Source organism: Streptococcus infantis, from assembly GCF_047460875.1.
GTDB classification, from domain to species: Bacteria; Bacillota; Bacilli; order Lactobacillales; family Streptococcaceae; genus Streptococcus; species Streptococcus infantis_AA.
Map to the genome: position 1 here is coordinate 196587 of NZ_JASHFI010000002.1, position 22209 is coordinate 218795.

Genomic DNA, 22209 nt, shown 5'->3' on the forward strand with positions numbered 1-22209 from the left:
TCTTTTATCACACCGATTTTTTATCTATCCTTTAGGAAAGAGTTCAGATGAAAATGCATCTGTCACCTGCAATAGTTTTTGGAAGACTTTTTTCTTCAGAGCTACTGTATAATTGGCAACTGAGCCTCCATACTTGAAGTTTCGGTAATCCGTTTCTACTGCTTGGTCAAACAAATCTTGCAATTTCTCATAAGAATCAATTTGCTGACCATCAATTTCAAAACTATGGATTCCTCGTTTTGCCTTGGCAATAATAGCGTCAAACCAAGCCTTCTTCCATTCTTCCAAGTTCTGGAACTTGCCTTTCGAAACCTTCTGGATAATGAAATCATCTCCAAGGGTGTCACGTCCCTCGCTTAAGGCCTCATCCTTGTATTTATTAGAAGCATAGCCTAGGAAACCATTTTCGTAACCATAATAACCCCACATACGGAAGGCATTATGTTTGAAGGAGATGGCTCCAGGAGCTCCCTGACTTGTATTTCCACCGTAGATAGCATCTACCATCTTGACGTTGACATAAGCTGTCTTGAGTTCTTCTGGTCTGTAAGTTCCCTGATAATGCCTATTGGTGATGATGTTATGTTTGATTAGGTCATCTACAGAATTTAGCTGAGTCTTGGCTTCCTCATCCGTCAATGGACGGACATAGTCCCACTGGTTAGGAGCAAGGAGTTTATTATCTTGGTCCTGATGACGCATTTGCTTGGTCATCTTGCTGAACCAAGCCTTCTTCAAAGCCAGATCATTCTTAGCGAGGACTCGTTCCCCTTCCAGATAATCTAGAAGCATCAAGGCCTCATTATAACCTTTCATGTAGTGGTCAATCTGCTGGCGTGTTTGCAACTTGGTTGGATCTGGATTGTACCATTGATCCCCATCATTTGGTCGCATGTAAGCCATATTGATACCGAGGGCGCCATATTCACCCTGATGGCCTTCCTCAGCCGGTGACTGGAGCATCCCCTGAGCATAGGCTTCTACATAGGTTCCTTCACGATGCTTGTATCCCCCCAGATAGACAATACGATCGTTGACGTGCGTTGTCTCATGGGTGTAGACAGACAAGCCATACTCACTGATCATGTCTATTTCCACAAAATGAACAGCATCTCTGGCATTGATCTTAGGATAGATAGAGGCATAGGCTCCTAGCTTATTGTCTTTATAGTAGCGACCTGCTGGTCCAAATACCTCACGAATTGGCGCATAGTCTGCCATACCACTAGTATGTCCATAACGCTCTACCCAGCCACGTCCATCAACGCGATAGCCTTCCCAAACTGGTGTAGCTACATTAAAGTCACTCTTAACCATACGGTCTTTGACATCATCAGCGGCAAGTCGATACCAAAAGTCCAAGTAAGTCAACTGACGGTCCGCTACTAGGTCAATGTCAGCTTTCATCTGGTCTATGGTTTTGCCAGATTTATCAGCTGATCCGAAGGTAATGGTATTGTAGTTGGAAATCAGGAACATCTGTGCCTTCTTGACATTCAACAAAGGCAGAATCATATTGCGATGCAACCAGTTATTAAGATTGTCATAAGCCCGATGCTTCCGATTTGCAATTTCTTGATTCTTCGAAGCTCGCTCTGCTATGTAGACATGGCCCTTGGTGGCATTCACAAACCAGTCATTCATATCCTTGTCAGTCGTCAATAACTGTCTGTTGTAGTCTAAGAAGGCATGTAAATCTTCAGATTTTGTATCCTTGGCTAGAACTCTAGCAAAAGTTTCATGAGTCTGGTCACCTTTTAGGTTGTTCTCTCTTGAACCAAGTTCAATCAATCGATCCAAGATATCCACATTTTGCCCATAAAAATCTGGTTTAAAGAGCATGAGTTCTTTCAGATTGTAATCCGCAAATCGGATACCATAATAGCGATTAAGATAAGCAAGTCCCAGCATGATAGCAGACTGATGATCCTGAACTTTTTTCTTCAAGGAAGCCCTGCTAGCAGGTGAATCGTTCCACTGGTAGTCCAGATTGGTAAGCAACTTATCAACCAGAGTTCCCAGCTGCGCTTTGACCTCTGCAAAACTTTCTTCCAGATACCAGTTCTTCACTGCCTCAACCTTCTTATCAAGGTTGGTGGTTTGATCATCTAGAACTTGATAAACTCCATCAGACTGTAAGTCCACTGTTTTCAAGATTGAGGTCAGGTCCTTGGCTAGGGCTGAACGGTCCTTAACCAGCATATCTGGAGTATAAAGCAGATCCAAGTCGGCAATCTTATATTCCTTAACAGCAGTCAAGCCAGAATTCTGAGCACTAATCGCAAATACATCCTTGGTCTGATCTGCATAATGAACCATGATATGATCTGCCACTGACAGATCCGTCACAAAATCTTGTCCCTTCATAGCAATAACAGAGACTACCTCTTTCTTGGTTAGATTATGATCAAGATCCAGTTTATTTCCTTGATTAACGATCCATTCTTTATTGTAGAAAGGCTGTAATTTTTCAAGGTTGCGATAAGCTTGATCATGGCGACTATCATAATCTTGTATATCCTTATAAGTGTACTCTTTTACACCAGCAATAGTAGCTGAATCTGTACTTGACTTAGCCAGGTAATAGCTATAGCCTGCTTCAAAGGTTTTCTGAGCATTTCGTTGAATCAAGTCAGTTGCCTCAGCAGTTACCTTGTAGTACTCTTTTCCGTTTATTCTCTCAGTTTGAATAGACTTGATGGCTAAACGGCTGGTCTTATGATCTTTAGAGCTGACCTTGAGATAGTAGTTTTCCAAATTCCTTGGTGCTTCCGCCAATTGTTGAATCTCAGTCTCTCTGCCATTTTCAACCTTGATAAGGCTTGTTTCCTTGATATCTTTTATTTCTAGCTTTTTAAGCTCTAGACGGAGATTTTGGTCCTCGAGCAGAGTGCTCTCCTCACCCTTACCACGATTGTATACCATCTTTGTAGAAATAGTGTAGTCCGTGTAGAGTTTTAGATTATCAACTGTTGCTTCCAGTTGATCACTCGTCAAGTCAAGAGTCTGTTCCTCTAGCCCCTTGGCTTTGATAGTGGCACTGATTTTTGAAACGGTAACGCCATCTGCCTTGTCCAAGTTATAGCTTAAGCGAGCTGAACGGCCCATCGAATTTCCAGTAATAGTAGAAAGAGTTAGAACTGGTACAGGTTTTATCTCTACCTTTTTCTTACTACCACGGACGATAATCTGATCTTTAGCTTCTGTTAAAATCCGTGTTGTTTCTTTGAGTTCTGAGATACGTTTCCCATCTTTTTCCTCATAGCTGGTAACAATCTCTTTCTCACCATCTTGACCGACTTGCTCGATTCTTGTTTCACCGACAAGCATGTCTGGATCAATCTTTTCCCTAGTTTGTTTAGGAATCAACTCTTTTCGGACTTCAATATGTAAAGCCGGATTTGTATCCTGAATCAGCGCTTCAGTAGCATTCACACCACCACTATAGCTAGGGATTTCCTGTTTCAGAGTATCAACTGGAATTGCACCACCTTCATAATCTGGCAAGGATTCGGATACTGTACCTTGGCCATTAACTCCACCTTCAAATGTTGGTCTAGATGGCTCAACCAAGGAGTCGCCTGATACACCGCCTGTGAAGTCTGGTTTGGCGTGGACTTCTGGCACACCACTTTGACTACTCAATTCTGGGGTATACTCTGGCAAGGATTCAGCTACTGCTCCTGGACCATTAACACCACCTTCAAATGCCGGCTTAACCGGTTCAACCAAGGAGTCGCCAGATACTCCACCTGTAAAGTCTGATTTGTCATGGACTTCTGGGACGCCACTTTGACTACTCAATTCTGGGGTATACTCTGGTAAGGATTCAGCTACTGTACCTGGGCCATTGACTCCACCTTCAAATGTTGGTTTTGACGGCTCAACCAAGGATTCGCCGGATACTCCGCCTGTAAAGTCTGGTTTGGCGTGGACTTCTGGCACGCCACTTTGACTACTCGATTCTGGTGTGTACTCTGGTAAGGCTTCAGCTACTGTACCTGGGCCATTGACTCCACCTTCAAATGCCGGCTTAACCGGTTCAACCAAGGAGTCGCCGGATACGCCACCTGTAAAGTCTGGTTTGGCGTGGACTTCTGGGATGCCACTTTGACTGCTAAACTCTGGGGTATACTCTGGTAAGCTTTCGGCTACTGCACCTGGGCCATTGACTCCACCTTCAAATGTTGGTTTCGTTGGCTCAACCAAGGATTCGCCGGATACGCCACCTGTAAAGTCTTCTTTGTCATGGACTTCTGGGATGCCACTTTGACTGCTAAATTCTGGGGTATAATCTGGTAAGGCTTCAGCTACTGTACCTGGGCCATTGACTCCACCTTCAAATGCTGGTTTTGACGACTCAACTAAGGATTCGCCGGATACACCACCTGTAAAGTCTGATTTGTCATGGATTTCTGGGATGCCACTTTGACTGCTAAATTCTTGTTTATACTCAGGCAAAGCTTCAGTTACTGTACCTTGGCCATTGACTCCACCTTCAAAGGTTGGTTTTGACGGCTCGACTAAGGATTCGCCGGATACGCCACCTGTAAAGTCTGGTTTGTCATGGACTTCTGGCACGCCACTTTGACTGCTAAATTCTGGTTTATACTCTGGTAAAGCTTCAGCTACTGTACCTAGGCCATTGACTCCACCTTCAAATGTTGGTTTTGACGGCTCAACCAAGGATTCGCCGGATACGCCTCCTGTAAAGTCTGGTTTGTCGTGGACTTCTGGGATGCCACTTTGACTACTCAATTCTGGGGTATACTCTGGCAAGGCTTCAGCTACTGTACCTGGGCCATTGACTCCTCCTTCAAATGTTGGTTTTGTTGGCTCAACCAAGGAGTCGCCGGATACGCCTCCTGTAAAGTCTGGTTTGTCGTGAACTTCTGGGATGCCACTTTGACTACTAAATTCTGGTGTATACTCTGGCAAGGCTTCAGCTACTGCTCCTGGGCCATTGACGCCACCTTCAAATGTTGGCTTAGCTGGTTCGACTAAGGATTGGCCAGATACGCCACCTGTAAATTCGGAAATTTCATGAATGGCTGCTTGATTTACTGGCTTTGCAGGAATTTCTGGATTTCCACTAGACGTTAGATCTTGGCCTGTTCCTCTTAAATCCGACTCGAATAAATAACCGACATAGTCATAGCCTTTTATGTCAATAATCCCTTGAGATAAGCCATCAGCAGACACAAGAGTTTTAGTCTGATCATAAGCTAGTAAGTACTTGTGTTCAAAAGCAAATACTTGATAAGGTAGTAATAAGCTCTTACCTACAGAAGCAATCAATAACACTCCAACTATCTTAGAAGGCTTTTTCCTAGAAAATAGGAAAACCACCAAACTAGCCGTCAGAAGACCAAGACCAGCCAAGGGGAAGGTGACTGATCCTGTTTGAGGTAAGACGGCTTGTCCCTGCTTTCGATAGACTAGATAATAGCTCTCTTGACTAAGATCTTGTGGTAATTCATGGTGAATGAGTTCACGTTCAGCAGCTGTCAACTCCGATTCCGCTAAATAGTGAAAGGAAACTTGCTTGGTTTCATCAGCTTGAACCAGTTTTGGTTCAAGTGTTCCTCCAACGAAGGCAAGTCCAATCAATACCGAGCCCACTCCCATGCTCAGTTTGCGAATGGCAAATTTTTGTAATTTTTTTCCATCTTCCATATCAGTTTTATCAATTGTCTTTAGAGACATCTCCTTTATTCCGTTTTCATAATCTTATTATAATATTTTGTTGATTTTTTTACAAAATATTTTCGAGATAAATTGATATTTTTTAAATAAAAAAGCGGATCAGCTCATGCTGAACCACTTTTTAATCTGGCACATATTCCAATATATCACCAGGTTGGCACCCAAGTTCTTTACAAATGGCTTCTAGCGTTGAAAAACGTATAGCTTTGGCCTTACCTGTTTTCAGTATTGAAAGATTTGCGGGAGTAATACCTACACGTTCTGCTAAATCTCCTGAACGCATTTTTTTCTTTGCTAATTCGACATCTAGATTAATAACAATCATGTGATAGTCTCCTTTCTCTAAATTGTAAACTCATTTTCTTCTGCAATTTCGTTTGCTTTTTCAAGGACTTTACCAATTGTCCAAACAACGAGAGCAGTAACCATGAAAGTTATATTTAGAAATGAATAACCATTGAGTGTCAAAATCCCATCTCCTAGAAATGAGGCAATAAAGAGAGAAAGAGAAATACGATTAGCAAGTTTGACATTATGACTTGTAAAAATCTGTTCATGAATAATATTTTGGAAGAACTGTCTAACACAGAATAGTACAAACAGAATGATAAAGCTATTGATAAAGGACAAAGCACTCACTAGTATTGAAGTATTTACCATATCAGGTTTTAAGGAAATAGTCCCAAGGTTAAAGAGGTTAATCTCAGTTACATTGAAAATTGTTAAAAGGATGGATATAACTAAAGACACTCCCAAGATAAAAAGTAGGATATTAATAAAACCTAAAGCAAATGGTAAGTAGGAATTTTTCTTAGACATTAATTTCAAAACCTCGTTTCTAATCTCTACTATATTATACAATATTAGTAAGTGTTACGTGCATGTCTTATGCTACTTTATCTGAAAATTGATTTTTGATTGAAGTAAGTACCAAGCTAGCAATGAATAAGAAGGCTGCAATTGAGAAGTTAAAAATGATGTGGGCAGGATTCAAAATTAGTTCTGTAATACCTTGGATTGCTCCTACTACAGTCATTAAAACTGCACCCTTTTTCAAGAATGAAATGGTTGTATTTTCAAAAAGATCACTTTCTTTAAAGTTCTTAGCAAACTGTTTTAATTTGATAAGGCCATAAGTCAGAAGTGTATTACCAGCAACAAAGGTTAGAACAAAGGCATTAACCCCTCCCCACGCTTCGTAGCCTGACCTTGTTACCTCCCCACCTTCGGGCATTAGTTGGCTGATATCAAATTGACCAATGAGAAGAACTAAGGAAGCAATACTAAAGAAACTGAGGGTAACGATACCGAAATTAGAGCCTAATGTAACAAGTGATTTAGTAAAGTTTACGATTTTAGTTGATGTAGTATTTTTCATGATGATTTCCTCTTTTATAAAATATTTTTAGTTGTAGCAACAAATGAGCTCTTTTTGTTACTAGTCGAAAACTTATTATCGTTTTTCGATATATCTAGTATAGCATAATTTTTTTGAAATGCAACACTTTTTTATCGTTTTTTGATAATTTTTTTCTTTTATTTAAAAATATCTTTATTTAAGAGCAATTAGACTTCAAATATTAAAGTCAACACTTCTAAAAAAATCAAATATGAATTAAAACATTTTTAGTAAACACTTTTTAATAATCTCAAGATCACTCAACATAATCTAACAAATAACCATAACCCTTTTCTTCCATTTGATCCTTGGGAATAAAACGGATGGATAGACTATTGATACAGTATCGTAGCCCTCCCTTATCCTTAGGCCCGTCTGTAAAGACATGCCCTAGGTGAGAATCCCCTGTTCTACTTCTGACTTCTGTTCTGACCATATTATATGACTTGTCTTCCTTGTAGGTCGCAACATCTGGACTGATCGGCTGGGTAAAACTAGGCCAACCACAACCAGATTCAAATTTATCTTTCGAAGAAAAGAGAGGTTCTCCAGTTGCCACATCCACATAAATTCCTGCTTCAAATTTATCCCAGTAACGATTTGAAAAGGCACGTTCTGTTTGACCGTTTTGAGTCACTGCATACTCCTCAGGAGAGAGGAGTTTTTTCAATTCATCGTCACTCGGTTTTGGATATTTACTCGCATCAATAACAGGATAGGCTGCTTGATTGACATTGATATGGCAATAGCCATTAGGATTTTTCTGGAGATAGTCTTGGTGGTAGTCCTCAGCCACTATAAAATTAGCTAAGGCTTCTTTTTCAACCGCTAGAGGCTGGTCGTACTTCTGAGCAACTTGTTCAAAAACTTGATTGATGACTTCTAGGTCCTGCTCATCCTTATAGTAGACTCCCGTTCTGTACTGAGTTCCCACATCATTGCCCTGCTTATTTTTACTAGTCGGATTGATAATGCGGAAATAATGGAGCAAGATTTCTTTTAGAGAGATTTGATTGGCATCGTAGGTCACATGAACAGTCTCAGCATGCCCGGTTTGGCCGATCAATTCATACTGGGTTGTTTCTCCTCTCCCATTCGCATAGCCAGAAACAGCATCTGTCACACCTGCCACTCGAGAAAAATACTCTTCAACTCCCCAGAAACAGCCTCCCGCTAGATAGATATCATGTAGGTCAGCTTCTTTATCTGGCTCCGTTCTTTTCTTAGCACCTTGACCTTGGATAACAGCTGCCTTCTCAATTTGAGAGGTATCGGTGTAGACAGCGTTTCTTTTTTCCAAAAGGAATAACATTCCAATAATAATGCAAATGATGATTCCTATGAATACAATTATTTTTAATTTATCATTCATGATGAGCCTCTAATCTATGTTTTTTAGCATCTGTAAAATAGTATCCTTATCCATAAAGCCTGGCTGGGTCTTAACTAGTTTACCTTCTTTATCAATAAAAGCCTGAGTCGGATAAGAACGAACTCCGTAACTCGCTAAAAGTTGTCCCGAAGGGTCTAGCAATACTGGTAAATCTTTATAGTCCAAACCCTGATACCATTTTTTAAAGGCTTCTTCTGCTTGCTCTCCTTTTTGACCAGGAGAAACCACTGTCAAGATGACATAGTCATCACTTGCTTCTTTTGCAAGCTCATCGGTATCAGGTAAACTAGCTAGACAAATAGAGCACCAAGATGCCCAAAATTTGAGATAGACTTTTTTGCCTTTATAATCTGATAGACGATAGGTTTTACCATCAACTCCCATAAGCTCAAAGTCTGGAACTGCTTCCCCTTGTTTTGCCATTTGAGAGCTAACTTGTGCATTTTTGTCTCCATTTTGCTTATCAGCTTGGCTCTCCATCTGATTTTTACAAGCTGATAGACAGACCAGACTAGCGCAGACCAATACAGTTGCTTGCCATTTTTTCATCTTCATCACCTTCCTCGTTATCATATGAATATAGATATTTACTTTGTAGTTCTATTATATACCTACCTTGCTAAAAATACTTAAAATCTGTTTGGAAAATCATTAAGCTTCTTAATTACAAAAAACTCCCACCTGCTATGCAGATGAGAGTTTTGGATTATTTAAAGATAGAAGTTTTAAAGCTATCTGTTTGTTGAAGAAGTTTCTTAAAGAGTTTTTCTTTAAGTGATACGGTGTTATCAAATTTGACAGATCCGTTACTTAGAGTAGCCTTATCTTTATCAACTGCTTCAGCAAATGCACGTTTCAAGTCTTCATAGCTATTGTATGTTTCACCATCGATTTCAATAGATTGAATTCCATTTTTGGCACTTGTTACAACTTCATTGAAGTAAGCTTTCTTCCAATCTTCAAGATTGTTGAATTTTCCTTCAGAAATCTTGTTAATGATGAAGTCATCACCTAGAGTATTTTTACCAGCTTTTTTAGATTCGGCTTTTAGCATGTTAGAAGCATAGTTTAAGAAGCCTTTTTCATAACCATAGTAACCCCAAATTCTGAAGGTATTGTGTTTAAATGACATCGCTCCTGGAGCACCTTCACTTGTATTACCACCATAGATACCAGTCATCATTGGAACATTCACATAAGCAGAATCAAAGTCAGTAGGATTATAAACTCTGTTACCTGGACCACGGTTGGTCATGAAGTTGTTCGTAATTAAGTCATCTACTGTACGTAAAGGAATAGCTTTCTCCTCATCACTTAAAGATCGAACCTTGTCGAATTGGTTCTTGGTGTTATTTCCTCGATATTGCTTATCAACCTTCTTGAACCAAGCGTTGTTTAAATCTTGATTTGCTTTATCGAGAACAGCCTCTCCTTCCAGGTAATCCAGAAGCATGAGGGTGTCGTTGTAGCCCTTCATGTAACGATCAATTTCGTCACGTGACTTCAGATCATTTGGATTGGTGTTATACCATTGATTTCCATCATTTGGACGTTCATAAGCCATGTTAAGACCTAGGGCTTTGTATTCACCATTTGGATTTGATACTGATGGAGTTTGCAACATTCCTTGTGCAAATGCTTCAAGATCTGTTCCTTCACGGTGTCTTGAGCCACCTAGATAAACCATTCGGTCATTAACGTGAGTCGTTTCGTGAGTAAAGGCAGAAACTCCAAAATCACTAATCATGTCCGTCACCATAAAGAAGACAGAGTCATCTTTATATGGATTGGTATAAACACGAGCTACCGCTCCCATACGCCAGTCTGTTGCATGGTAACGTCCTGTAGGTCCGTATAATTCACGAATAGGAGCAACATCTTTACCGCTATTAGTGTGACCATATTTATCAGTACTAATATCTTTATAGTTTTGGTTATCTAAAACAGGGGTTGGAACCATGTTATTGCTCTTCAAGAGTTGATTACGAACCTTGTCAGTTGCTAGACGTGACCAGAAGTCTAGATAATTCTGTTGCCCTTTTGCAACCTTATCAATTTCAGCTTTGAAAGCATTTCGTTCTGCTTCAGTATACTTACCATATTTCTCAAATGAACTATAAGCCATTGTATTGTAAGTTGAAATCAAGAACATATGAGCATCTTTCAAGTTCAAGAGTGGCAAGATCATCTTACCGTGCATATCGTTGTTTAATCCTTCATAGGCTCTGTGTTTCTTATCAGCAAACTCAGGAGTTGTTGTTGCTGGTTCAACGATATAAACATTGTCTTTGGTAGCTTTGATAAACCAATCGTTCAAGTTTGTATCATTTGTGAATAGACGCATATTATAGTCTAAGAAACTATTTAACTCGCTGATACCGATAACTCCACCGATAGTTTCGCGATAAGCTTCTAAAGTTCTATCACCTTTAATGTTACTTTCTTTAGAACCAATCTTAATCAAGAAGTCTAACACACTTACATTTTTACCGTAGAAGTCTGGTTTGAACAACATAAGTTGCTTGATATTAAAGTTATCAAACTTAACTCCATAATAACGATTGAGGTATGACAAACCAAGAAGAACAGCAGCCTTGTTGTCATCAATCTTCTTGATCAAGGCACGTTTAGCAGCTTCATCTGTGTTTAATTGATGATCCTCATTTTCAAGCAACTGTTTCACAAATTTAGCCAGATTATCCTTAACTTCTTTGAAGCTTTCTTCCAGGTAAAGATCTTTTATAGCATTGACTTTATTTGGTCCCGTTCTACCTAGGTGTGTGTAGATAGGATCTGATTGTAATTCAACTGGACTTAATTTTTCAACGATAGCATTGATAAGATCGCTACGGTCTTTGTCAACAATATTAGGCGTGTAAACAACTTCTCCAAGTTCAGCAATGCTGTACTCTTTCACTTGTTTGACCTTAGATTCTTTCAGCGAAACAGTAAAGATGTCTTTGGTCTTATCAGAATAGTGCACCAAAATGTGGTCAGCATCAGCCAATTCTGTTACAAAGGCATTGCCCTTCATAGCAGTAACGGACAAGACTTCCTTAGTCAAGAGAGGACTACCAGCAGCCAATTTGTTTCCTTGGTCTACGATCCACTCTTTATTGTAGAATGGTTGCAATTTTTCGATATTACGGTAGGCAAGTTCACGAGAAGCGTCGTAACCATCGATTGTTTTGTATTGATCAGCTTTATTGACAATGTTATTGAGTTTGTCTTCAACAGGTTTCGTGCTTTCAAATTTATCAGCAGTGATTCCCATTGCTTCAATCTTCTTGTCAGCTTCTTCTTGTGAGATGCTAGGAATCTTGCGAGAATTGTTGTAAGATTTATTACCCTCACTTACCCCCTCAACACTGAAGTTACGTTTTGTTCTTGAATAGGTGAAATAATCATCGGCATCAATATCCGAGTGACCAAAGACCATCTCACCTGTTTTGACTTTCATCATGGTGATGTTATCTTCAATAGCACCCAAGGCCCAGTTCGTACCCAGCAAGCCACCTGATTGAACAGCTTCTTTCAGCTCGATAGAACCTTTAGCAACTGAATTTCTGAGAACACCTTCTCTTCCTAGTGTATTGTTATCTCCACCATTTTGAGAAGAATAAACTAATCCTGCAGCTTTTGCCTTGTTACCAGTAATTTCAGCATCAACATAGGCTTTTTCTACGATACCTTTCCAGTTTTCACCTAGAACACCTGCTAAATACCAACCTTTGTTTCCAGCAGCGTGAATTTTACCGATAAAGGCAACATTACTTACCTTACCACTACCATCAATTTTATTGATAATACCAGCTACATCGTTGCCCCCGATAACATTACCTGTTACTTTAACATTTTCGACAGTTGCATTATTTTTGATAACATTTGCGATTGGTGCTACTCGATCAAATCCTGACATGTCAATATTGACATTTTCAAGCAAGAGATTCTTGACAGTACCACCTTCAATGTTACCAAACAATGGTCTCGTAATGTTATGGATGGCAAATTTATTACCTTCTGTACTTTCCAATGTTCCCTTGAAGGCATTGGTTACATAAGACTTGCCAGCGGGGTTCACGTTACTTGCATTCATACTGCTACCAAGCTTAAAGGTACCAGTAGGATTGTCCTGCATTGCTTTTACAAGGTCATTGAAATCGTAGTAAACGTCACCTTCATGGGCTTTTGGTTTAGCAAAGTAATGGACATATTCCTCTGTAAACTGATTATCTGCGTTACGTTGGACTAGGTCTGGTGCTTTAGCAGTGACTTTGAACAATGCTTTACCATCAACTGTGACTTCTTCAATCTTATCAACAGCAAGTTTTGTCACCTTGTTATCATGAGTTGTCACTTTCAAGTAATAAGGTTTAACATCTGATGGTTTAGCTGACAATAGACTATGATCAGTTTCTACACCTTGATCATCAACACTGATAAGGCTTGTTTCCTTAATATTTTTGACTTCGACTTTTTTGAGGTCGAGTCTTAGTGGTTCTTCCGTGAGAACTACTTCTTCGTTCCCATTTCCACGATCGTAAACCATCTTGGTCGCAATCTTGTAGTCCTTGTAATACTTCAAGTTTGTAAGATTTGCAGTCAGGTCTCCTTCAGACATATTGACTGTTTGAAGGCTAGTGTCTCCATCTTTCAAAACAACTTCAAGAGATTTAATGGTTACACCTGTTGGTTTGACCAATTGGTAACGAGCCTTGGCACTACGCTCTAACTCTTCTTTATCAATTTGAGTAAGTGTCAAGGTTGGCGCAGTCAGGATTTGATCACCTTTCTTAATGAGACGATCTTGCGCAGCTTCAACAACTTCCTCTGAAATCGTTGGAGCATCTGCAGTTTTCACTCCTTTAAGAGTCTTATAAACTTTGGTAATCTTTTTCTTACCGTTTTGACCAGCTTGAGCAACAACTTCTGTTCCCTTCGGAAGAGTGCTGTCTACTTCTGTTCTTGTCTCGAAAGGAATTTCTTCAAATGAAACTTCTTCAACTTGACCTTCAATAGACTTGGTACCACGACTAATTTTTTCATTTACTGGAGCCTTAACTGTTTCTGTACTCGTGCTGATTGGGTCCCCAACTTTTTGACCATTGACAGTCTTATAGACACGGTGAATTAGCTGACTTCCGGCTTGACCATTTTGAATTACTGTTTCTTCATCAGTGTAGCGAGTATCGTCAGTTACATACTCTCTTGTATATGGAACTTCTACAGTTTCAGTTTCTGTGACAGTTGCTTCAGCTACTTCGTACTCTGGTAACTCTGGTTGAACTAGAGATTCACCTTCGTGACCTGCTTCTTGCGTGCCTTTAGCACTGATCTCACCTGTGTAAGCTGGTAATTCTGGCTGAACTAAGGAGTCACCTTCGTGACCTACTTCTTGAGTTCCTTTAGCGCTAAGCTCGCCTGTGTAGGCTGGCAACTCTGGTTGAACTAAGGACTCACCTTCGTGGCCTTCTTTTTGAGTTCCTTTAGCTGTGATTTGGCCTGTGTAGGCGGGGTTTTCTGACTGAACTAAAGCTTCGCCTTGGTGGCCTTTTTCTTGAGTTCCTTTAGCACTAATCTCGCCTGTGTAGGCTGAGTTTTCTGGTTGAACTAAAGATTCACCTTCGTGACCTGCTTCTTGGCTTCCTTTTGCTGTAATCTCACCTGTGTAGGCTGGTTCTTCTGGTTGAACTAGAGATTCACCTTCGTGACCTTCTTCTTGAGTCCCTTTAGCGCTAATTTCACCTGTGTAAGCTGGCAATGCTGGTTGAACTAGAGATTCACCTTCGTGACCTTTTTCCTGAGTTCCTTTAGCAGTTTCTTCAGGTTTATAAACCGGAGCTTCTGGTTGAACTAAGGCTTCGCCTTGGTGGCCCTCTTCTTGGGTCCCTTTTGCTGTAATCTCGCCTGTGTAGGCTGGAGCTTCTGGCTGAACCAAAGATTCACCTTGGTGACCCTCTTCTTGAGTGCCTTTAGCGCTAATCTCACCTGTGTAAGCTGGCAGTTCTGGTTGAATCAGAGACTCACCTTCGTGACCCTCTTCTTGGGTCCCTTTGACACTAATCTCTCCTGTGTAGGCTGGCAATTCTGGCTGAACCAAAGATTCACCTTCATGGCCTGATTCTTGAGTTCCTTTAGTACTAATCTCTCCTGTGTAAGCTGGCAATTCTGGTTGAACCAGAGATTCACCTTCGTGACCTTTTTCCTGAGTTCCTTTAGCAGTAGCAATTTGCTCTGGTTGGTCTTGGAAGTCTGATGCTTTAAAGTAACCAACGTATTCATATCCTTCGATTTGAATGACACCTTTTGCCAAGTCCTCTTGACTACTTGCAGCAATCGTTTGGTTGTAGGACACCAAGATTTTATTCTCAAAGGCTTGAGCTGACTGAGGGATAAAGTAACTACCTCCTAGCGCTCCAATAAAGAGAAGACCCAACATTTTATTGCGGTGTTTTTTAGACATCACAACGACAACCAAAGACGCTGTTGCAAAACCAAGAGTTGCTAGGGCCAACTCCTTGCTTCCAGTGTTCGGCAATTGTTGAGAATTCACTTCCTTTTTTCTGTAAACAAGATAGACAACATCATCTTGCTTTAAATCTGAAGGAAGTTCGCGATGGATCAAAGCCTTTTCTGCTTCTGTCAATTCTTGTTCAGCCAAATAACGGTAATGAACTTGGCTAGGTGTCGCTACTTCGTTAGCTGCAACAGTTTCAACTAAAAAGTTGTTCGCTCCCAAAAGAAATGTCCCGATAACTGCAGAACCTACACCAACTGAGAACTTCCGAATAGAGTATTTGATGACTTTATCAAACTGCATTTTTCTGTTTTTCATTTTAAATCTTTCTAATGTGATCTATTGGATATTGAGCACGCGCCCCTCCAATGAGTTTTGGTCGGCTTGCAAGTGCCGTTACATGAGCATGACCAATCTCTCTTAGGACTGGTCGAATGGGTACCTGAACATGTTTGATATGCATCCCAATAGCAGTATCTCCAATGTCCAAACCAGCATCTGCCCTGATAAATTCGACCTCCACAGGATCATTCATATAGCAAAAGGCGGCCAATTGACCAGAACCTCCTGCATGTAAGGTCGGGAGTACACTTACAATTTCCAACTGAAATTTTATAGCCACTTCCCTTTCGACAACTAGAGCGCGATTGACATGTTCACAACCTTGAACAGCTAGGTGAATCCCCTTAGCCGTCAACAGCTCCAACATTGTCTTGACGATTAGCTCACCAATCTCCTGACTCGAATCTTTGCCAATGTGTCCTCCCAGTACTTCACTCGAAGACAAACCTAAGACAAATAGTGCACCTTCCTGTAAAGAAGCCTTGTCTAAAACATCTTCAAGTATCTGCTGTGTTTCTGTTTGAATCCGTCTTTGGTCCATTTTTCACCTCGCTTTTTTCATTCTATCATATCGTTTTTCATCAATTTTAGCAAGATTGGAAAAGATAGGGTCCATTTGCTAGGATTCAAAAACTATATGAGGGCTTTTTTCAAAAACTGATTCTAATCTTTTTCACTTCCCAAGACAACATAAAACACCATCTTGAAAACAAAAAAAATATAATAGTTTAGTAAAATAGTTGATTTAACAACATGTATATCTAAAAGATTTGTCAGTTGATTCGATTCTAAACTACCGAAAAGCAACTTCTACCATTCTACCCCATTTCTTCTATTAAAGCTACTACTTTGCCCTATTTTTTGGACTTTTTTTCTACCTTGTATTAACCTTTAATCATTCAGAAAACTTTCATGAAAGGATGCATAACCTTTAATTTCACTCTCAAATTATACTATGACAGATTTTTAAATACAAACTGAATCCAAATTTTCAAAAATCTTAAATTTACAACAAAAACAGAGAAGTTCTCCTTCCCTGCTTTTTCTCTATTAAACCTTTTGGAGTCCTTGGACGGCATCGTGATTGATGAGCACTTGACCATATTCTTGTAGAACCGAACGGCTGATGTCGCTATCATCCGCAAATTCTCGCATACGAGCCAGTAACCAAGCTGGATAAAGATTTGGTCGATCCTCTACATCCACTAAGACTGTCAGATAATACTGGTCATTCATCTTATAGAGTTCTGAAGTTTCCATTTGATAAGTAACTGTTTTGGCAAAAGAAACCAAACTAGTTAAGTTGTCAAAGCGTAGGATGTAGTAGATATAAGGTTCTCTTTTTCCTTCTTCTTCGAGGGCTTCATCAAGCGCTGCTTCCTCTTCCTTTTCAACCTGTTCTAAAGATTGAATAGCTTCAATATCGTCTTTAGTTTTTTCTGCCATGGTTTTCTCCAAGGTTTTCAAAAACTCATCTGGAGACATTTTAGCTAACTCATCCATATCAGGAAGATCTGCCAAATCTTCAAAGTCCAAATTTTGGTCAATCTTTGACTTAGTTACAAAGACATCCACCTTGTCAGGCTTTGGAGTCACTCGGAAGCTAAGCATGCCTGTGTCCAAGAAACTGTCTGGCATTTCTAGTTCATCCAAAATTGCGTAGAAAAATTCTTCTGTTTTCTCTTGCGGAACGAGAAAGTCTGCGATTTCCATCCCTCGATCCATCAAATCTTCTAAAGACATGGTGATCTTTAATGTCGTATCACTGATTTGTTTCATTTTCATAGTTCGTAACCTCATACTTTCAGTTCTATCTATTATACAAGATTTCACAGATTTTATCAAAAGAATGGCGTTGGAATGTGATATAATACTAGTATCTATTTTAGAATATAAGAAAGAAAATTTCATGAAAAATATAAAAGTTAATGCTTTGGCTAGCTTGCTGGTCAATATCTTAAATATCGTTTTTCCTTTGATTACTAATCCCTATCTAACGCGGATTCTTAGTAAATCCAATTACGGTTACTTCAACACTGCCAATACCTGGGCGAGCTTTGTCATCCCACTAGCTGCCTTTGGGATTTACAATTATGGGATTCGAGCTATCAGTAAGGTTAAGGATGATAAGAATAAGATCAATTATGTCTTTTCTAAGTTATTCTATATTTCCCTGATTACTTCAATTCTGACAACAGCTATCTATTTCCTCTTTATTCATTTTGATACTAGTATTGTCAATCTGAAAATCCTTTACTATATCCTTGGAATCCAAGCACTCTTTCAATTTCTGAATATCGAGTGGATGAATGAAGCCTACGAGAATTATTCTTTTATCCTTTATAAAACACTAGTGATTCGTATTGGAATGTTAGTGGCTATCTTTGCCTTCGTCAAGACGCCTGATGATATCGTCCCTTATGCCACAATCATGAGTGCGACAACCATTATCAACTATCTGCTCAGCTTCCTCTGGATTAAACGAGAGGTCTCCTTTGTCAAGATTGAGTTCATCGAACTTCTCAAGTCATCTAAACCTCTCTTAACCATGCTCCTTCTAGCAAATGCTAATATGCTCTATACCTTGCTAGACCGTATGTTCATCACTAAAGGACCTGATGAGAACTTCATCTCCTACTACACCATCGCCTCCAGTATCGTTATGCTGATTGCTAGTGTCCTCAGTGGAGCTATCAACGTCAGCATCCCACGACTTGGTTATTATCTAGGAAAAAAAGATTTTACTTCTTATAAAAATTTGGTCAATCAGGGCGCATCCCTCTTTTACTTCCTCATGGTTCCTACCAGTATTGGTATTATGGTTTTGGGAACCTATGCTACAGTTATCTACTCTTCTGAGAAATATCTAGAAGCGGGAATCGTAACGAGTATCTTTGCCTTTCGTACCATTATCTGGGCTATCGAATTAATCCTTGGAAAACAGATTATCTTTATTAATGACCATGAAAATCGTTTGACTGCCTTTTACTTTATCGGTGGCGGTGTCAATGTAGTCCTAAACTCTCTACTCCTTTTCAATAATATCTTTAGTCCTGAATACTACATTGGAACAACCATTATAGCTGAATCAATCGTAGTTCTACTAGAAATCCGCTTTATTCAGAAGCACAAACTATTGGATTTGAAAGAGATTTTTACAACCTTGGCTCGCTACACAATCGTGTCACTTGGTTTCATCCCAATTTATTATGTTTTTAAAACCCTCTTCCAAGTTCATAGCTATGAAGTTACGATGAAGATGATTAGCATGGTTCTTTCTACAATCGCAGCTTGTGGCATCTATTACGCTATCACCCTCTTTATTATCAAAGATAAAACACTTCATTATGCGCTTGACTTAGTTCGTTCTAAGATTAAAAGAGGATAGAGGTCCCTCTCAAAAATGTTCAAATTAAATATGATACAACAAAAGAGGCTGGGACAAAAGTCCTAGCCTCTCAATTGTCTTTGGATTGTCGAGCAAGACGCAGTGGTTGAGTGGGCTCTACTACGCTGATTTCATCAGCTTTTACAGCCCTACTCAACTGTGCGGAGGTGGGACTACGAAATCGAATTCTAACGAATTACCGATTTCTGTCCCACTCTCTTTTCTATGCATCCAAGAGCATCATGGACAATAAATACTCACTCAATGAACACGTTATACTAAACTAGGTCAAGACAACGCTGACCCAGCTTTAAAAAATTAGAAAGAGTATCACTTACAAATCTACTGTTAGTACCTTCCCAGCTCTCACGACTTGCTCTCCTGCAATGTAGACGTCATCAACATCACTGGATTTCACGGCATAAACGAGGTGAGACAGCATGTTTTCTTGGGGTTGAAGATGGATTTTTTCTTGCGGTTGGATGACGAGAAAATCAGCTTGCTTACCGACTTCTAGACTACCAATCTCATCTTCCATTCCCAATACCTTAGCACCCTCGATGGTCAGTGTCTTGAGGGCAGTCTCGATTGGAAATTGACTGGCATCTCCACTCTTCATTTTCTGTAAAAGGGCTGCGGTGCGTCCTTCCTCAAACATATCGAGATTATTATTAGAAGCAACTGAGTCCGTTGCGATACCGACTGGTACTCCAGCCTTTTGAAGTTGGACAACTGGTGCAATCCCCGAAGCTAGTTTGAGGTTACTGATAGGATTGTGGGCGATAGCAACTTGCGAATCTGCCAAGCGGGTAATTTCTGCTTCATTTAACTCAACACCGTGAGCAAATACAGCCTGATGATCTAAATACCCAAGTTCATCTAGAAAGGCTATTGGTCTTCTGCCATAACGTTTCAGGATAATGCCTGACTCTTCCTGGGTCTCAGCTACATGGATATGAAGGGGAATGTCTTCTTCTTTTGCTAGTTCTAAGCTAGCTTCCAGCAATTCTCGGCTACAACTGTAGGGCGAATGAGGAGCCACCATAACCTTGAAATTGGGATCCTGATAGCTTTTGATTGTCCCGATGACAGCACGAGTTCTGACTATGGTCTCATCTGTCGTCTCCAGTTCTGAAGAAAAGAGGGTTGGAGAGAAATAGCAACGCATCTTGGAAGCCTTGACTACCTCATAAATCTTAGCTATATCCACTCCATTAGGATTATACATGTCATTGAAGGTTGTCGTTCCTGATAAGAGCATTTCAGTCAGAGCCTCTTTGACGGCCTTTGTGGTCATCTCAGAAGTAAATTCAGCTTCAGCTGGCCAGATATAGTCATTGAGCCATTCATGAAGATTACTATCGTCACGAATGCCTCTCAAACCTGTCATGGCAGAGTGGGTATGGCAGTTAACCAAGCCAGGCATGATCCAGGCACCCTGATAGTCTATGATTTGATCTGCTTGTTTAAGAATTTCTTGATTTTTCTGGCCGACATAGACGATTTGGGATTCTTTAATAGCTAAAATCCCATCCAGGTAGACGTGGAAATCTTGGTCACAAGTCACGATATTTACATGCTGAAAGACTTTCATACTAGGCTCCTTTTCTAAATTAGCTTTCATACCAGATAATTTTTCTAGCTATTGTAACAAAAAAGTCACCCGAAGGCAACTTTTCTTGTTTGTTCATAGGCATTATAATGGCTTTCCCATTTATTCTGGGCTAAAAGCTGCTGCTTGCTGCATTTGATAGTATTTGCCTTTTCTCGCCATGAGTTCCTCATGATTGCCATATTCGACAATATCTCCATCGACCAAGACAAGAATCAAATCAGCATCTTGAATGGTCGATAAACGGTGGGCAATGATAAAGCTTGTCCGTCCCTTCATGAGTTTGGCAAAGGCATCCTGAACCAATACCTCTGTCCGGGTATCGATGGATGAAGTCGCCTCGTCTAAGATTAGAATCTTAGGAATGGCTAGAAAGACGCGGGCAATGGTCAAAAGCTGAGCTTGACCAACAGACAAGGATTCCCCTGCATTTTCAATCTTGGTATCATATCCCTGTGGCAATTGTTGGATAAAGAAATCCGCATTTGCTGCCTTGGCTGCTGCAATGACCTGTTCTCGACTAGCATCAGGATTGCCAAAGGCAATATTGTCATGAATGGTTCCCTGCTTGAGCCAAGTTTCTTGGAGTACCATCCCAAACTGCTGTCTCAATGATGCTCGGGTATAATCATAAATCGAGCGACCGTCTAGCAAAATATCTCCGGAGTTAATAGGATAAAATCGCATGAGGAGATTGATAAGGGTTGACTTACCAGCACCCGTTGGCCCTACAATAGCAACCTTACTACCAGCTGGAATATCAATAGACAAGTCTTTAATCAAGATCTTTTCAGGATTGTAGCCAAAAGAAACATGTTTAAAGGAAATAGCTCCCTTGACTTGATCGCTATTCAATTCTTTAAGACCAGTCTCTGTAACCTCTGGACTTTTTAGAACAGCATAAACACGTTCTGCACAAGCTAAGGCGCTTTGCAACTCGGCTAAGACTGATGAAATATCGTTAAAAGGCTTGGTATACTGCTGCACATAGTTCAAAAAGGTCACTAAACGCCCAACCGTCAAAGTAGAACCCGCCATGATGCGCAAGGCTCCAACACCAGCTAGTAGTGCATAAATAAGGGCATTGACAAAACGGGTGGAAGGATTGACTGTCGATGAATAAAAGATAGCCGACTGAGAATAACCTGCGTAGTTGTCATTTGCCTCATGAAGTCTCTCGATAAATTCTTCCTGAGCATTGAAGGACTGGATAATGTTCTGTTGGGTGAGCGATTCTTCTATCAACTGAGTCTGAATCCCCCTAGTCTCTGTCTGCTTTTGAAAGAGATGGTAGGATTTCTTAGCGATAAAGCGTGAAATGACCATAGATAGAGGTGTTAAGAGCAGAACCAAGAGAGTCATCAATAGATGGATTTGGAGCATAGCAAGGATGCTGACCAAAATCATCAAAACTCCTATGAAAAATTGGTTGAAAATCATATTCATACCCGCTGCCAACTGCTCGATATCTGTCGTTACACGGCTGACCATTTCCCCACTACCTTGTCTATCTACAAGGGCAATCGGAAGACGATGGAGCTTTTCAATGATTTTTTCGCGCAAATCTCTGGTATAGGAGAAAATCAGTCGATTATAGAGGAGAGGATTGGCCCATTGTACCAGCGTATTTCCTATGACCACCAAAATCATCTGGAGGAAAATCTGCCAAAATAGCTGGGATGAACCATCGACTAGGACTTGGTCAATCACCTGTCCTATCAAGATTGGTAGATAGATTGATAGGGCTACCTGAGCAATGGTACCCAAGAAAGCCAGGAAAAGAAGGATGGGATGGCCAGCTAAATCTTTTGCTAATCGTTTAAGGGTTTGACTTGCATGTTTGCCTTTCATT

12 protein-coding genes are annotated in these 22209 nt (G+C 40.2%); 1 reads left to right on the forward strand and 11 read right to left on the reverse strand.

Annotated features, from left to right (window positions below):
- Window positions 1–24: 24 nt before the first annotated feature.
- The 9 genes from QM887_RS02930 to mecA all read right to left on the reverse strand — a co-directional run bounded on the left by QM887_RS02930 (window position 25) and on the right by mecA (window position 17142).
- A complete protein-coding gene (locus QM887_RS02930) occupies window positions 25–5706 on the reverse strand; it encodes an SIALI-17 repeat-containing surface protein (RefSeq protein WP_414270401.1) in 5682 nt (1893 codons plus the stop codon).
- A gap of 121 nt (window positions 5707–5827) precedes the next feature.
- Entirely contained in the window at window positions 5828–6031 is a 204-nt protein-coding gene (locus QM887_RS02935) for a helix-turn-helix domain-containing protein (RefSeq protein WP_004252288.1), read from the reverse strand.
- 17 nt (window positions 6032–6048) lie between these two features.
- Window positions 6049–6525 carry a DUF2975 domain-containing protein gene (locus QM887_RS02940; RefSeq protein WP_414270402.1) on the reverse strand — a complete coding sequence of 159 codons (477 nt, stop codon included), beginning with the start codon at window positions 6523–6525 and terminating at the stop codon, window positions 6049–6051.
- Between the two features lie 67 nt (window positions 6526–6592).
- Complete coding sequence (locus tag QM887_RS02945; protein ID WP_414270404.1) at window positions 6593–7084, reverse strand: hypothetical protein; 492 nt, start codon at window positions 7082–7084, stop codon at window positions 6593–6595.
- Between the two features lie 277 nt (window positions 7085–7361).
- Complete coding sequence (msrB, locus tag QM887_RS02950; RefSeq protein WP_414270405.1) at window positions 7362–8477, reverse strand: peptide-methionine (R)-S-oxide reductase MsrB; 1116 nt, start codon at window positions 8475–8477, stop codon at window positions 7362–7364.
- 9 nt (window positions 8478–8486) lie between these two features.
- A complete protein-coding gene (locus tag QM887_RS02955; RefSeq protein ID WP_373114572.1) occupies window positions 8487–9047 on the reverse strand; it encodes a redoxin family protein in 561 nt (186 codons plus the stop codon).
- A gap of 157 nt (window positions 9048–9204) precedes the next feature.
- Window positions 9205–15333 (reverse strand): ZmpA/ZmpB/ZmpC family metallo-endopeptidase, encoded by a 6129-nt coding sequence (locus tag QM887_RS02960; protein ID WP_414270407.1) that lies wholly within the window; start codon window positions 15331–15333, stop codon window positions 9205–9207.
- A gap of 1 nt (window position 15334) precedes the next feature.
- A complete protein-coding gene (locus tag QM887_RS02965; protein WP_414270408.1) occupies window positions 15335–15898 on the reverse strand; it encodes a TIGR01440 family protein in 564 nt (187 codons plus the stop codon).
- A 509-nt stretch (window positions 15899–16407) separates the two neighbouring features.
- Window positions 16408–17142: an adaptor protein MecA gene (gene mecA / locus QM887_RS02970; protein WP_223140036.1), complete on the reverse strand. Its 735-nt coding sequence runs from the start codon at window positions 17140–17142 to the stop codon at window positions 16408–16410.
- Between the two features lie 124 nt (window positions 17143–17266).
- On the opposite strand from mecA, the gene QM887_RS02975 reads away from it, so the two are divergent.
- On the forward strand, window positions 17267–18745 hold the full coding sequence (locus tag QM887_RS02975) for an oligosaccharide flippase family protein (RefSeq protein WP_000789695.1): 1479 nt from the start codon (window positions 17267–17269) through the stop codon (window positions 18743–18745).
- Window positions 18746–19079: 334 nt separating this feature from the next.
- On the opposite strand, the gene QM887_RS02980 is transcribed toward QM887_RS02975, so the two are convergent.
- Together QM887_RS02980 and QM887_RS02985 are read right to left on the reverse strand one after the other, a co-directional pair.
- Window positions 19080–20339 (reverse strand): TRZ/ATZ family protein, encoded by a 1260-nt coding sequence (locus tag QM887_RS02980; RefSeq protein ID WP_414270409.1) that lies wholly within the window; start codon window positions 20337–20339, stop codon window positions 19080–19082.
- A 120-nt stretch (window positions 20340–20459) separates the two neighbouring features.
- On the reverse strand, window positions 20460–22208 hold the full coding sequence (locus QM887_RS02985; protein WP_414270411.1) for an ABC transporter ATP-binding protein: 1749 nt from the start codon (window positions 22206–22208) through the stop codon (window positions 20460–20462).
- Window position 22209: the final 1 nt, after the last annotated feature.